We start from the raw sequence: 14,249 nt of genomic DNA, 5'->3' as shown, positions 1-14,249 counted from the left end.
ATGACCCGCGTAGACCTGAACGCCGATATGGGCGAAAGCTTTGGCCCCTGGACCATGGGGGACGATGCGGCCCTGCTGAAGACGGTCACTTCGGCCAATATCGCCTGCGGAGCGCATGCCGGTGATCCGGATGTCATGGTGGCAACGATGCGGATGGCCTCAGAAAACGGTGTGGGGATCGGCGCGCACCCGGGCTTTGCCGATTTGCAGGGTTTCGGACGCAGGCGTATGAGCATCCCGCGCGGCACATTGCAAAATTCGATCCGGTATCAGGTTGCCGCAGCGATTGGCGTGGCCAGATCGCAGGGCGCAACTGTGCGTCATCTCAAGATGCACGGGGCATTGGCGAATATGGCCTCGGAGGATGAGCAGCTTGCGCGTGATCTTTATGAGGCCGCGCTCTCAGTCGCACCAGATCTGATTGTCATGGTCCTTTGCGCCACAGCGCAAGAAGCCGCCGTGCGCGCTCTGGGCTGTGCCTATGCCGGAGAGATTTTTGCCGACCGGGCGTATAATGATGATGCCACGCTGGTAGACCGCAGCCTGCCGGGCGCTGTGATCCATGATCCGGAGATCGCCGGGAAACGCATGGTGGAAATGGTGCAGGCAGGGGCCATCATCACCGACACCGGCAAACGCATCGAAACGGATATTGATACGATTTGCCTACACGGAGACACGCCCACAGCCGTTCAGATTGCCGCATCGGTGCGCAGTGCATTGGAAACGGCCGGTATCGACGTGCGCCAGTTCGACGGACGCAGCATCTAAGCCGTTACGGCTCGGTTGTATTCTGCTTCAGAAACGCAATCAGGTCGGTTCTGTCCTGCGGCCTGGTAATGCGCTGCATCGGCATTTTTGATCCCGGAATATAGTGATCCGGCCCCAGATCGAACAAAAGATCAATGGTACCTTCGGTCCAGACAATGTCCGAGGTGCGCAGTGTGCTGGAGTAGATATACCCTTCAACACTGCCTGCCGCCCGCCCGAACAGACCGTGCAGCGTCGGCCCGGCACGCCGCTGACCATCCGGTCCAAGCGCATGGCAGATGGAGCATTTACGTTGAAACTGACGCTCCCCGTTGGACATCTCTTCGGGTGATTTCAAAAAGCTCCGATCCGTGTTGGCCATCTGCGGTTCTGAGCCCAAGCTCGCAACGGGCCAGCTATACATGGCGTCATCCAACCCGCCTGCGTGGATGTTCTGACCATCCGGCGAAAAAGCCAGCGCCCAGATCGGCCCCGACAAGGTCGCGCGGAAATCGTTGGAGATGCGCCAGTTCTCCGTATCGATCAGCATGATGTAGCCCTGCGCATCACCCACGGCGATACGGCCTGCACCTGCGTGAAAATCCATGGCCAGGATCGGACGCCGGTCTGCGGTGAAGTCCCGCAGCGGGGCCCCATCGGGCAAGCTGGCAACGCGCGTTGTGCCGTCCACCGCACCATAGGCGATCCAAGTGTCATCAGCGCTGATGCTGATGGTATTAATGCCAAAACCATGGTTGACCAACCGGCTGATCGGCGCGCCGGTCATCGCGTCCCAGACACGTATCGTCCCATCTGCCGACGCGCTATAAATGCGCTTGCCGTCCGGAGAAAAAGCGACATCCGTGACGATATTGGCGTGCCCCCTGATCTCTACCGGCAGGGCTTCATCGTCCAGCGACCAGACGCGAATGGTTCGATCCCAACTGGCCGAAGCGACACGCCGCCGGTCAGGCGATGCTGCAAGTTGGATGATTTTCGCCTGATGCTGACCCAAATTGCGATCTGTTCTCTTTTGAGGGTCCCAAAGGCGCACTGTGAAATCATCGCCAGCAGATACGATAGCTCCTCCATTGACACCCACAACGGCGTTGACAGCAGCCCTATGTCCCTCCAGCCAAACAGGCCTTCCACCCCGCCAATACCCTACGGAATTGTCAAAACTTGCCGTCAGAATGGCGCCGTCCGGCGTGGCGGCGATGCCTTTGATCGGTCCACCATGACCTTTGAGTGTAAAAAAATCCTGCGCCGGTACGCGACCTGAAAACAACACCAAAAACGCGGCCATCAAGGTGGTCAGCCCCACCTTTGCAAGGGAAAAGGAAGGCCCGCTTCTCTTGTTGCTAAGTTGGTGCATTCACTCTCCCAAGATCAGCTCAGTGCCTGTCAGCGCGCATCGCCCATCAACGATGTCCGGATTATTACAAGATATGGGTATTTGCGTCCATCATTGCGGCCCACCCTTACTGCCATTAGCCCGTCAACCTTCGCAGATTGTCATCGGCAATCATGATTTTCTGATTGGTTGTTTTTGGTGTGGATCATGGTTGGCATGCGGGATTTACATGCGTGCGGTTTTTGAGAGAAGGTTGGTTGTGGGCAAACGAAGCTTGCCCCGCGGGACGCTAATGCATTGTGATACTTACGTTAAGTTGGTTGCGGGAGCTCGCCTTCGTCTAATCCTCAAGACTCCATTGAGTTCAATGAATTGCATGGTCAAGGCTTGCATCAATTATTCAACGCCTACGATGTCTGTGGTTGGAGGTACGAAGATTCTCAGAACCTTAAGTCACACAAGTCCAGCAGCAATGATGAATCCGACCAACCGGTATCAAGTCCGGACCCGTCACCATGAGCAATACGTCACGAGCAAATCCAAATGTGACACCCGTTTTTCAGGCTGCGGTATTCTCGAATTCTAAAAGGCGCACATCCCTGTCACCTCTCACGTTGCGACTAACGCCAGAGGAACGTGCCCGACTGGAAGAGTTAGCAGGAAACACAACCCTCAGCGCATATGTCCGCGCCTGCGTTTTCGCGGAAGATACGAAGCTGCGTAAAACGCGGCCAAAGGATATCGTCGAGGGCAAGAAAGCCGCTGCGGAGGCACTGGCTTTGCTTGGGCAATCGCGGATTGCCAGCAATCTCAACCAGCTTGCCTATCATGCCAACATCGGCGCGTTGATCGTTGGCGAGGCGGAGAAAGAAGATATCGCGGAAGCGAATGCCCATCTCGCGGCCATTCGGGCGTTGTTGATGGATGCCCTCGGCAAAAAGAAGAAGCCACTTGCCTCCAGGAGACACGGGAAGTGATCCTTGAAGGCAACGAACGTGGGTATGGGGCCGAACTGGCGCGGCATCTGTTGAACCCGCGCGACAACGACCATGTCACCGTGCATGGCATCGACGGGTTTATTGCTGACGATCTTTTTGAGGCCTTTGCTGAGGCGGAAGCGATCTCCAATGCGACGCAGTGCCAGAAATATCTGTTTTCTCTGTCACTGAACCCGCCGCCCGACGCGGATGTGTCCATTGAAACGTTTGAGGAAACCGTTGCGCAGGTTGAGGCTCGTTTGGGATTGACGGGACAACCCCGCGCCCTTGTCTTCCACGAGAAGAACGGGCGGCGACATGCCCATGCAGTCTGGTCGCGAATTGATGGCGACCAGCTCAAGGCCATCAATCTCTCACATTACAAACGCAAGCTGGTTGGTCTGTCACGGGAACTCTACCAGACGCATGATTGGGAGATGCCTGCCGGGTTTCGCGATCCTGCTGAACGCGATCCGCTGAACTACAAACGGCAGGAAGCAGGTCAGGCCAAACGGCAAAAGCGTGACCCACGAACCTTGAAAGCGATGTTTCGGGAATGCTGGGAGACGTCTGATTCCAAAGCGGGGTTTGAAGCTTCCCTTAAAGATCAGGGGTTTCTGCTGGCACGTGGAGACCGACGCGGCTTTGTTGCCGTCGATGCAGATGGCAAGGTCTGGTCTCTGTCGCGCTGGTGTGGGGTCAAATCAAAAGAAATGCGGGCAAGACTTGGTTCGGAAATGGACCTGCCTTCGATGCAGGATCTGTCTGCCAAGCGGCAGACAATGCCGAAGCAACCTGTTGATCCCGACAATGCCGTGTTTGAAGCGCGGCGGACAAAGCTGGTCGCCAGCCAGCGGGCGGAGCGCGAGGCCTTGTTGAGGGCACAAGAAACACAGCGAATTGCGGATATCAAAGCGCGTCAGGAGCAGTTGCCAAAGGGGCTGCGTGGTTTGCTGTCGCGCGCAACAGGCCAGTACCAGAAGACACTGCAGCGTTTTGAAGAAGAGACCAACGCTGCACAAGAAAGTGACCGAGCGGCACAACATACTCTCGTCACCAAACATCTGGCAGAACGGCAAGCTCTGACACGCGACGGTCAGCAGTGCGGCCTGTCTTCTGCATTCCACACAAAATCGCACTCCGGCCCGACACAGGCGCTCGTCCCGCGCGACGACGATCTGCCCTATTCAAAGGCACAACTTCTCAAATCACCTGAGCGTATTCTGGGGCACATCTCCCAGAACAAAGCATCCTTCAAACGAGTGGATGTCCTGCGGGCGCTGGCCAAACGGATCGATGATCCGATGGCGTTGCAGAAAGCTGCGGATCGGGCCATGGCGTCGCCGGAACTGGTGCGCCTGCCAGCCGATGGCACAACGCCCGTGTTCACGACGCAGGACTATCGCAAGTCGGAACGCATGTTGGATACGGCAGCGCAAAAGCTGTCTTCGTCAGGTGGGTTTGCCATTGACCAGTCGCACATCAAGCAGGCGATCAAATCCCAAAACGCAAATATGAAGCGCGCCTTTGGCGGCGCTTTGAGTGCTGAACAGCAAACTGCCCTCGATCACGTGTTGGGAGACAAACAACTCGCCTCTATCGTTGGTCTCGCGGGTGCGGGCAAAAGCACCCTACTGGCAACGGCGCGCGATGCTTGGTCAAGGCAAGGTGTGACCGTGCATGGCGCAGCACTGGCGGGCAAAGCGGCTGAGGAGTTGGAAACCGCATCCGGCATTACGAGCCGCACCCTCGCGTCCTTAGAGCTGTCGTGGAAGAACGGCTACGCCTCCATCGCCAGGGGCGACGTTCTGGTTGTGGATGAAGCGGGCATGGTCGGCACGCGGCAGCTTGCGCGGGTTGCAGAGAAGATAAACGAAATTGGCGCAAAGCTGGTTCTCGTGGGTGATCCGGATCAATTGCAGCCAATTGAGGCGGGCACGCCATTCCGGCGGGTGGTGACCGACCATGGTGCTGCGCGACTGACGGAGATACACCGGCAAAAGGCGGAGTGGCAGAAACAGGCGTCGCGTGATTTGGCCGCAGGCGATCTTTCCAAGGCCGTGGATCAGTACCGTAAGCGGGATGCGATCACTCAGGCGGTGGATAGCAAAACCGCTATTGAAGCACTGGTTGAAACCTACGCGACGGATGTTGCTGCTAGCGGCTTCAACAAACTGCGTCTTGCCTTTGCGCACAAACGCAAGGATGTGCATGCTCTGAACCAGAGTATTCGCGCGGCATTGCGATCTGGGCCAGATGCAAAACCCGAGACGATGTTCACGACTGAGACTGGCAAGCGCGCATTTGCAGCCGATGACCGGATTGTCTTCACCCGCAACGACAAGGACATCGGCGTCAAGAACGGCATGCTGGGAAAAGTGGTGACAGCACGAGATGGTCAAATATCCGTTGCGCTTGATGGCGACATGGATCGTCTTGTGCAGTTCGATCCCCGTAACTTCCACAATTTCGATCACGGCTATGCCATCACCATCCACAAATCGCAGGGCGCGACGGTGGATCAGGCCTACGTGCTGGCCTCACGCTCCATGGACAAACACCTCGCCTATGTCGCCATGACCCGCCATCGCGACGACATGCGATTGTTCATTAATGCGAAGGACAGACCGATCTGGGCGATCGACCTGCAACGGCAAATGCGCCCCACACAGGCCCGCAGTAGGGATGGGCCGTCGATGGGATAGACAAGCGGCCTTCACGGCAGCTGACATTCGGGCAAAGCGCAGAGAAGGGCGAAAAGGAGCCCAATGCGGAAGTGTCCACAGATTGCGGCGCGCGCTCGCAGCGTGAGAAAAAAGCTGCGTGAGCGAGATGTTCAGTGCCGCCGCGTAGCGGAAGAACCGGTCACTCATACAAGCTTCAACAAGGATCAGCACTCGAATTCACACATCACGGACGACGCTGGAAAAATTCTATACCCGCTTTTCTGAAGCCAGTGCCACTAATGAATATGTTATCTGGGTAGTGTTGGTGTGTTCCAAGTTTCTGAAGAGATTCTGCATGGTATCCACTATTTAACTGGAACGCTGTTAAGAACAAGAGTCTCGACCAGCCGTAGCAATTCCCTGAGATGTTCGGCAAAACGACCGCGTACCGCTTCGATCGTTGATCGATTCGACTAAATGTGTTAACCATAGGTTGTTTTTAAAAAAAAATTTCTAGGAATTACCCTTGGCCACGCCGTTCATTGCCAGAATGTCATTTCTTGTAGCATCGCTCGTTTTAGGGTGTGGAACTGCGTCGGCGGATTTCCAGCTTTCCGGCAATTTGCAATACTGGGATGGCGAAGAGCAGATTGTTGTCCCGATGGATTCGTTGGAGGCCTCCGATTACCTACGGTACAAGAGCCTCAGTGCTCTTGCAGGTGTTGATATCAACAAGGTCCCTCCACATAGAGTTACGCAGCTGACCGAAAAAGATGAAAAGGAGCACAGATATCAACTGCGATTCAGCGAAGAAGAAGAGGAGGTGCGAGTTGTACTAGAGTTTCACCACACTAATTATAGGGGCAAAGATGAAACCATTATTCCTCGATTTTCAGAAGGTGTACTGCATCTGAAAATTACGCGTGAAAACTCTTTTGAGGATGCTCTAACGTTCGCACAGAGCGTCATCGAAAACGAGGAGAGCGCTGATCAGATCATTGACGCCTTTGGAGTACTTTCTGCTGAATTGGATCGCGGCGCGAGATATAGCTTCACAGGAATGAAGGTCTTGGCGGGCTTGTTGGAAAGCTACTCGCAAGCCGTCGTAACCGATGACTTACCGATACGGTTTGCGACCTTTCTGGACAATCTTGACCGAAGCGATGTAATGGAAGGGCTTTCAAACCGACAGGCATATTGGGTCTACGGTGGGTTCGCCGACGTGGTCTCCAAGAATTTCAACATCAAGCAACCCATCGGAGCCGGGCGCAAAGTTCATGACATAGCGAGAGGTCTGCTAGGGAACGCATTGGAAAATGGCTACCGGGCGCGTCAATCGACCGAACAGAGCAAAACCGTCAAAAGAGCATCGATCGCGAATACAACTTTGAGAAAAGCAAGAATAGAATGCGATCAGATAATCCTTATAGAAGAATGCATGCTTACTGTGTCACAGTATCTTTTGAATTTCGAATCCCACGAAGCAAAGGACTTATTCTCATTTCTTTCCACACTGGGTACTGCGTTGGAAATCGAAAGCGGATTTGTCGGTAGTTCTGATAAGACAGATGAAGATAGACTTTCCAGGCTTAGAACAGACATTCATTTGAAGAAGCTTTGGAGCAGATTGCATTGCTTAAACAAACGCTTGAACGTACCTGACGTTTTTTCGGATCAGCAGAAGCAGAGCCTCGGCTATATCGTGCAACTCAGCAGCCTCTCAGAGGCGATTAACAATGGAGAGAACTGTGAAGCCGTTTAAATTGATCTTAAACGGGAGTTTAAAGCGGAAAAAATGTGGGTATCTGATCCCGCTGTTCGTCCTCGCCGTATTGTCCCTAAGCAGTGTTCCCGGTGAGAGTGCAGCGCCACCACCGCCTTGTGATCCCAATTCCAGTCGATGTGGATAATCGAGAGCAAAGTCGTATATGGCAACAGTTTTTTCTAAAAGACACGCGTGGCTTTGGATACTTCTGTTTGCGGCAGGGATCACCTTCGTGCCTCCTGCGCAAGGCGAGGTACAAGAAACATCTGATCAGGCGGAAAATGCACGAATCTCTTCTCAGAACGATATCGACGTTTCGAACCAATTAAAACGGCAAGGCAGCATTGCCCTGAGAGAAGGTAGGTGGAATGAGGCAGCAGCTCACTTCGGTTCTGCTTTGCAATTCGCGCCGGATGATGTTTGGTCGCACTGGCAGCGTTGCTGGGCATTGGTCAATCTAAAACAGTTCATCGCGGCACGGTCGAATTGTGAGGCCGCGATAGACAATTTGCCCGAACAGGTCTTGTTCGAAGACAAACCTGGCGTTTCAGACGCAGCTAAGGAACTCATCATTGCAGATTATGATGCGGCATATTCCGCGCTTGCAAATCTGTTGCGCTCCCAAGGGTTATCTTACCTTTTCCTAGAACAGGTGGGCGAGTTGCTATCCGATCCAAGTTTACCGGAGGACTTCAGAAGGAGGCTCGAGTCTTCAAGCAGACTTAACCTTCAAGTTGCACACGCTCTCGCAGATATCGGCGAACGCGAAGATGCGCTAGATTTGTTTCGAGAACTGGAAACTGACGATAATCTGACTGAGGAAGAAAACGCATCGATTCACTTGGCGCTTGCGAACATCTACTCCCAGACAGCGCGTAGCCAAAAAGCCATTGAATATTACGAATTGCTCACCAAACGATCCACATCAAACGCGCGATATTGGTATCTATTGTGCAGCCAGCTTTTGATTGACGACCAAGCGACAGCGGCCATTGAGGCTTGCGAAAAGGCGTCTTCAATCGACAAGTCCAATGGCCTTTACACGTTGGCTCATGGCGTCTCCCTATTTCGGGCGAAAGAATATGCGAGAGCAAAAGCCGCATTAGTCGAGGCGTTGAAACTACGACCCAATTCAAGTTTAGCACGCAGACACCTTTTCGCAACTGAACTGTCGTTGGGACACTTGGATTTTCAAGACATATCAGAGTCGCATGGTTTAGACGAGGCTAAGGCGGTTCAGGAACTCATTGATTGAAGAAATGGGAAATTGACGTGGGTTATAAGAAAATTTCTTTAAGAGGCGGAAGCAAGCCGCGCGGCCTGCAATTCGACATAGATGAAGCGGATACTAGTTTCACTGACCGACAGATGAAATTCCGCGAAGAAATTGGCGATTTGTCAGATATCATTGTTTTAGTCGATGATATTGAGAAAAAGAGGGACTTTTTCGATAGATTGCTCGGTTTTGCGCGCGGTGGGTTAATTGGAAACGGAGAGGCAGTTTCTTTATACGACTTGGAAATGAGCGAAATGCGAGACGAGGTTCTGAGCGCTGTGGGCGAAGTCAGAAACGCTCTTCTATTTGCCGTGGCTAGGAATTCCCTATTTTTGTTGCTGTGCGGGGTTGTGCTGCTTTCAGGGTATTTAGTTTCATTCTTCATCTGGAATCAGATTATCGTGCTATTACCGCCGCCCGGTCCAGATACCATCGGCATGAGCGATCTGAAGATTATGCGCTCCTTTGTCGGCGCTCTAGGATACAGCTTTGTGGGCCTCTACTTTGGCTTAGTTATTTCTTCGCTCATCCGAGCGAGGGAGATGGACGCGTATGAACCGCTTCGTTCGCTTCGGTTCCATGGATACGGCGTCAAATTATACAACCTGTACCTCGCCGTTCTTCTTGTTGCATTCTTTGGTGCTCTTGCATTTGATGCTCTCCAAATCGGTGTCGCGGGAAAGCTCTTGAATAATTTCGATGAAGATCCAGTTCTAGGCCTGCTAGTCGGAGCAGTCTGTGCCTTTGGCGAAACCCCGATCGCCAAGCTCTTAGATAAGGCATTTGGGGAACCCGATGATAGGGGGAACCCGCCGGTGAAAAACAAATGAGAACCTACTTATTTTCAGCCTTTGCCATCGCGATGCTGTGCACCGGGAACACTCCTTCCATAGCAAATGCATATGATCCACAATTACTGCGCATCACAACCGGCAGCGTATCGGGAGTTTATTATGAGATAGGTATTGAGCTGTGTAGAACGATCAATAAACGACGATACGTGCACATGCACTACTGCGTTGTTGAAGGCTCCAGCGGTTCATCCGAAAACCTGCTGAAGTTAGCCAGTGGAGCAAGTGAGCTTGCGATCGCTCAGTCTAATGCGTTGGCTGTCTTCATTAGCAATAAAAATGAAACAACGAATGATCTTGAAGTTTTAGCATCGCTTTACAATGAAGCTTTACACGTCTTTGTCAGAGCAGATAGCAACATTGCAAAGTTTGCCGACTTTAAGGGTAAACGGATCAATCTGAGCGAGCGCGGCTCTGGCACAAGGGTCGTCGTAGACGACATTCTGGAATTTGCGGATCTGAAGAAGAGCGACTTTCCGTTGGTTTTGGAACTCGATCCAATCAGCCAGATTTCGGCTCTATGCGAAGATCGAATTGACGTATCCTTTTGGGTATCGGCGACTCCGAACTTGATCGCGAGTGAAATTCTCGACCGCTGCGATGTGGTTTTGATGGATCTGGCAGACATCGTTGGGGAACAGGAGATTGTAGCTCGAGGGTACAAGATTTCCAAGTTATCACCGGAGGACTACCGGGGTTTAGGAGCACCCATTTCGTCCCTCAGTGTTGAGGCCGTGCTGGTCAAAAGCGTTCATCTGTCGGATGAAACGGTGTCGGTCATTGCCGGGTCGATTTCGGAAGGGCAAGTTGTACTTCAGCGGAACTCACGGTTCTTGGGTGGTTTTGAGTTCTTTGACGATTAAGACTGGGCGAGTCGATAGTTTCGTAGTTGATACAACGCTACAACTCGAGTTGCGCCATCCGCTGGGTGCGGCGAAAGAGCGGTTCGGGATCAGGGGTGCGGCGCAGCCGCGAATGACTGGTCTTGCGACATCGGTCGCATCGCAGTGATAGACACACCGCACTCGCAAAGGTTTTCTGCGTCAGCGAAAGCCGCATTTGCATACGTCTGGAAAGTCCGGAGGCTGTGTGAAAATTCAATCAGCACAGGTGTTGGAAGAATTCTGTCCCTGCTAACGCTTGCCAATGAATTTATGGAAGAACAGGTTTCTGCGATGCTAAGAGTGGGGGGAATCATTCTGGTAGTCTTGGCTCCGGATGAGTTTCCACACAGCCTCTCCGCATCCCAACTATTGAGACAGGCCACAGCGAACGACGGGTGTCGTGCTTACGGGCGCCCAGCAACATCCTGATACTTCACCACAGCGCGGATTTCGACGGCGTCGTTGTCGATCCCATAGTAGATAGCGTGTTTCTCATAGACCGACCGACGATAGCCTTCGCGAATGTCATCAACAGCAGGATACATCTTCGGATGCTCGCAAATGCGCTCAAACCGCTCCAGCAAGCCATCATAGTATCGGTCAGCCTGCGCCATGCCCCAAGTCGTAAAGCCTGTCGTGTAGAGATCGTCGAGGTCCTGATCCGCGACGTTGGTAATGCGGAGGGTCAGTTTCTTCATAGGGCGGTGTTCAGGCGCTCCTTCGCGGCGGCGCGGATGTCGGCCGGGGTACGGTCACTGATGCCACTGGCCTCGGAGGCGGTCAACTTAGCGCGCAATACATCGATCTCCGCCACGCGCAGTTCTTTTTCGCGCAGGGCTTCGCGGATCACTTCGCTATCGGAGGCGTAATGCCCAGCGGTGATCTGCGCCTGAATAAAGGCGTCCTGACTGTCTGTAACAGTAATGCTTTTCTTGACCATGCTCATATCAGGCCTCATGTTTGTTATCCTACTTTATACTACCACATTTGATCTTCAAAAATCAAATGCAGCGCGGACAGACCGTCAGGGCTGTCCACGCTTTTTTTTAATAGTGATCTGGGAACGCAGGTCGCGCTCCCAGAACGTTGGTTAATTATTCTGCTGCGATGGCGAAGGCGTCCTCCGCTTGCACAGCGTCGGCAAACCCGCTGCGGTCGGTGTAGCCCTGCATTGACACCTGCATGTAGCGCGGTGTCCAGTTCTTGACCTGCGGGGTGCGGGTGCCATCCAGACAAGCCTTGATGATGGTTTTCTGCACCTTGGCGGTTGCCGTGATGTGCTCTTTGGCAGCGTTCTCGCCCGCGATTTCCGCCACCATGCCGTTGATGGCCTGTTTGTCCCGCATCAGATCAAAGAAGGTGTCATCGATTGACCACGCTGCAGTCATCTCGGTGCCGAAGGCCTGCGCCAGCACCTCAATCAGTTCGGTGCCTACGGCAAGACTGTCCGCCATTAAGAACGACAACACGCGCAGCACGTCACCGTCATCAAACTCGGTTATTTTGACGAACACCTCTGCAAGGCTTGGGCGGGCGTAATAGGTATCGGGTTTGTCGAGCAACGCCATGTCCTCCAGACCCAAAAGGGTTTTAACGGCCTGACGTTCCGCTTCAAACGCGTGCTGCGCGGTATTTGTCTCAAGGCTCTGCGCAATTTCGGGCTTTGCCGCTTTCTGCGGATCAGCTTTCACCGACCAGAGGGATGATCCCGCAATCATATGCGCCGCGATCAAACGTAGGGCTGTGTCACTGCGTTTGAGTAAATCACACCGCACGGCGGCATGACGATGCAGATCAACGTAGTTCTGCCCAGCCTTCGTCAGTTCGGGCTTGGGTACAGGTGCGCTTGTCTCCTTCTTGTCCAACCGTTTGGCTTCTACCTGAGAAAGATAGCCTTCGTGGAAAGCCACCTCTCCCTGTGCGGTGCAGGTGATAAAGACCTTGCCACCTTTGGACTTCGAGGTGCTGCGGTGATCCCAATTTGCGAAATACGCCCCCACATCCATGACGGTCACATCTGCCCAACCATCGGCAAGGTAGATTTCGACCCGCTCGGCGATGGCGGCGTTTTGCAGCAGCCAGAAATCCTCGCTGTCAGCGAAATACGCATCGTCCCCAAAGAGGTCGGACACAACGGCAAGCTTGCTGCCCGCGACATCAAACAAGGCGTTGCTGACAGGAATATGCGCCCCACCAAAAAGCCAGTCTTTCAACCGCTGGCCTGTCGGCGCACAGCTATCGTCATCCTTGACCAATGCCCACCAAGCCTTTTGCTGCTTTGGCGTTGCCATGGTGAGATTGCGAATGTCGCGGGCGTGAATTTCGTCCTTGCGGAAGGCAGTCAGGATCGGCGCATGCAACCGTCCCAAGGCCAGCCGCTGCGAAACCATGCGCTCAGTGATGCCGAAGGTGGTGGCGATGTCGCCCGCGCTGCGCCCTTCCTTGATAAGCTTGGCGAAGGCTTTGTATTGATCCACCTCATCCATCGGCAGGCGTTCGATGTTCTCAGCCAAAGACGCCTCAATCGCCGCGGCATCATCGCTTTCCGCCATCACCAAACAGGGCAGCGGATCAATCGCGCTGTCTTCGGCAATGATCTGACAGGCGTTGAATCGGCGTTGTCCCGCGATGATTTCAAATGCGGTGTCTGTTGCGCGCACCAGCAAGGGCTGCAAAAGGCCAAGGCTGCGAATGCTGGTGACCAGATCGGCGCAGTCTTTCGCGCCGTATTTACGCACGTTCAACGGGGAGACGGAGAGGTTTTCAAGGTCGATAAATTGCAGTGTCATGATAATGTTCCTTTTCAAGGTTCGATGCGGAATTGCACCCTGAAACCGTTCACACGGAACGGCTTGGGGCTGCATTCCCCTCATCCACAGCGGTAGATCAGACAGGTGCCGCCAACTTCGGCCTCGCTGTAGTCGTGCGCCAGATCACGCGCGATGGCATCAAAGTCGAGGTAGAATTGCAGCCGCTCGGGGATGTCGCCAAAGAGCCCTTCTTCCACGAAGTGCTCGGCCAACCCGCGCATCGTCTCGAAGTGGTAGATATCCAAATCAAAGTCGCTCGGATGTGTGCTGGCGTCAAAGCAATAGCCACACTCCCCAACGGCAAGGATCACGCGGGTCTTGTCGTCTTCATCCCAATCTTCCACCGCATCCAGATACTGCTTGAGATTGGCCTGATTGATCCTAATGGCGCGGGCGAGATCGCAATCGATGTCATCGCCATCAATGAACTGAATCTCAAACTCTTCGACGGGGTCGCCGTAGTCGTTCCGCAGGTCGGCGGCCTTCTCGGTGTAGTCGTCATAGCTGTCAAAATAGAAACCCACCGCAGAGATGTCGTAGGGCTGGGCATGGAGTTGAATGGTCATTTTTGTCTTCCTTCCTTCATTGCATAACGGGTTGCGCATGCAACCCGACTAGCCACGCGGCAATGAGCGGGGGAGGACTGTCAGGACCGACCGACGGGGATGGTGCGGGCGCAAGGCGGCACGCCTGAGCCACGGTCCCCGGCGGTCGCCGAAGGCCTGGTCTTGACCGACGATGGGCCGCAGGCCCCAATGAAAAGAAGAAGACAGCCACAGGCTGACAAACCCACGTCAGGGATCAAAGCCCGAAGGGCCAAGACCAAGGGGCTTGGTGCACGCGAGCCCGGCCCGCGCCAGCGGGGACGCCCAAATCTGCGTTTGTAGACAAAAAAGGGCGACCCAACAGGATCGCC

General features: G+C 54.0%; 12 protein-coding genes. 7 read left to right on the top strand and 5 right to left on the bottom strand.

The genetic code is table 11. From position 1 onward, the window contains the following. Positions 1–771, top strand: coding sequence for a LamB/YcsF family protein (locus ACOTTU_RS19440; protein WP_425660332.1), 771 nt, complete (start codon positions 1–3; stop codon positions 769–771). A 4-nt stretch (positions 772–775) separates the two neighbouring features. Here ACOTTU_RS19440 and ACOTTU_RS19435 read toward each other — a convergent pair whose 3' ends face one another. Next, positions 776–2,125 (bottom strand): c-type cytochrome, encoded by a 1,350-nt coding sequence (locus ACOTTU_RS19435; RefSeq protein WP_425660330.1) that lies wholly within the window; start codon positions 2,123–2,125, stop codon positions 776–778. A gap of 494 nt (positions 2,126–2,619) precedes the next feature. Here ACOTTU_RS19435 and ACOTTU_RS19430 point away from each other — a divergent pair, with 494 nt between their 5' ends. The 6 genes from ACOTTU_RS19430 to ACOTTU_RS19405 all read left to right on the top strand — a co-directional run bounded on the left by ACOTTU_RS19430 (position 2,620) and on the right by ACOTTU_RS19405 (position 10,502). Next, positions 2,620–3,081, top strand: a complete 462-nt coding sequence (locus ACOTTU_RS19430) for a hypothetical protein (RefSeq protein ID WP_425660328.1) — start codon at positions 2,620–2,622, stop codon at positions 3,079–3,081. Further along, a complete protein-coding gene (locus tag ACOTTU_RS19425) occupies positions 3,078–5,786 on the top strand; it encodes an AAA family ATPase (RefSeq protein WP_425660326.1) in 2,709 nt (902 codons plus the stop codon). Before ACOTTU_RS19430 ends, ACOTTU_RS19425 begins: the two co-directional genes overlap by 4 nt. A 487-nt stretch (positions 5,787–6,273) precedes the next feature. Continuing rightward, positions 6,274–7,509, top strand: coding sequence for a hypothetical protein (locus ACOTTU_RS19420; protein WP_425660324.1), 1,236 nt, complete (start codon positions 6,274–6,276; stop codon positions 7,507–7,509). A gap of 166 nt (positions 7,510–7,675) precedes the next feature. Then, positions 7,676–8,767 carry a hypothetical protein gene (locus ACOTTU_RS19415; protein WP_425660322.1) on the top strand — a complete coding sequence of 364 codons (1,092 nt, stop codon included), beginning with the start codon at positions 7,676–7,678 and terminating at the stop codon, positions 8,765–8,767. After that, a complete protein-coding gene (locus ACOTTU_RS19410) occupies positions 8,764–9,618 on the top strand; it encodes a hypothetical protein (protein WP_425660320.1) in 855 nt (284 codons plus the stop codon). Before ACOTTU_RS19415 ends, ACOTTU_RS19410 begins: the two co-directional genes overlap by 4 nt. Then, positions 9,615–10,502: a TAXI family TRAP transporter solute-binding subunit gene (locus tag ACOTTU_RS19405; protein WP_425660318.1), complete on the top strand. Its 888-nt coding sequence runs from the start codon at positions 9,615–9,617 to the stop codon at positions 10,500–10,502. Before ACOTTU_RS19410 ends, ACOTTU_RS19405 begins: the two co-directional genes overlap by 4 nt. A gap of 425 nt (positions 10,503–10,927) precedes the next feature. On the opposite strand, the gene ACOTTU_RS19400 is transcribed toward ACOTTU_RS19405, so the two are convergent. The 4 genes from ACOTTU_RS19400 to ACOTTU_RS19385 form a co-directional block, all read right to left on the bottom strand. Beyond that, positions 10,928–11,221, bottom strand: coding sequence for a type II toxin-antitoxin system RelE/ParE family toxin (locus ACOTTU_RS19400; RefSeq protein WP_425660316.1), 294 nt, complete (start codon positions 11,219–11,221; stop codon positions 10,928–10,930). After that, positions 11,218–11,469, bottom strand: a complete 252-nt coding sequence (locus ACOTTU_RS19395; RefSeq protein ID WP_425660314.1) for a type II toxin-antitoxin system ParD family antitoxin — start codon at positions 11,467–11,469, stop codon at positions 11,218–11,220. Before ACOTTU_RS19395 ends, ACOTTU_RS19400 begins: the two co-directional genes overlap by 4 nt. A gap of 148 nt (positions 11,470–11,617) precedes the next feature. Then, positions 11,618–13,312 (bottom strand): ParB/RepB/Spo0J family partition protein, encoded by a 1,695-nt coding sequence (locus ACOTTU_RS19390; RefSeq protein ID WP_425660312.1) that lies wholly within the window; start codon positions 13,310–13,312, stop codon positions 11,618–11,620. Positions 13,313–13,392: 80 nt separating this feature from the next. Further along, on the bottom strand, positions 13,393–13,899 hold the full coding sequence (locus ACOTTU_RS19385; RefSeq protein WP_425660310.1) for an antirestriction protein ArdA: 507 nt from the start codon (positions 13,897–13,899) through the stop codon (positions 13,393–13,395). Between the last annotated feature and the right edge of the window lie 350 nt (positions 13,900–14,249).

Source organism: Roseobacter sp. EG26 (assembly GCF_049830555.1).
Lineage (GTDB): Bacteria > Pseudomonadota > Alphaproteobacteria > Rhodobacterales > Rhodobacteraceae > Roseobacter.
This window is presented reverse-complemented; position numbering and strand designations above follow the sequence as displayed.

Bases quoted from the DNA above. Each gene is read 5' to 3' on its own strand.
- ACOTTU_RS19440 (WP_425660332.1), top strand. From the start codon at position 1: ATGACCCGCGTAGACCTGAACGCCGATATGGGCGAAAGCTTTGGCCCC.
- ACOTTU_RS19435 (WP_425660330.1), bottom strand. From the start codon at position 2,125: ATGCACCAACTTAGCAACAAGAGAAGCGGGCCTTCCTTTTCCCTTGCA.
- ACOTTU_RS19430 (WP_425660328.1), top strand. From the start codon at position 2,620: ATGAGCAATACGTCACGAGCAAATCCAAATGTGACACCCGTTTTTCAG.
- ACOTTU_RS19415 (WP_425660322.1), top strand. From the start codon at position 7,676: ATGGCAACAGTTTTTTCTAAAAGACACGCGTGGCTTTGGATACTTCTG.
- ACOTTU_RS19405 (WP_425660318.1), top strand. From the start codon at position 9,615: ATGAGAACCTACTTATTTTCAGCCTTTGCCATCGCGATGCTGTGCACC.
- ACOTTU_RS19400 (WP_425660316.1), bottom strand. From the start codon at position 11,221: ATGAAGAAACTGACCCTCCGCATTACCAACGTCGCGGATCAGGACCTC.
- ACOTTU_RS19395 (WP_425660314.1), bottom strand. From the start codon at position 11,469: ATGAGCATGGTCAAGAAAAGCATTACTGTTACAGACAGTCAGGACGCC.
- ACOTTU_RS19390 (WP_425660312.1), bottom strand. From the start codon at position 13,312: ATGACACTGCAATTTATCGACCTTGAAAACCTCTCCGTCTCCCCGTTG.
- ACOTTU_RS19385 (WP_425660310.1), bottom strand. From the start codon at position 13,899: ATGACCATTCAACTCCATGCCCAGCCCTACGACATCTCTGCGGTGGGT.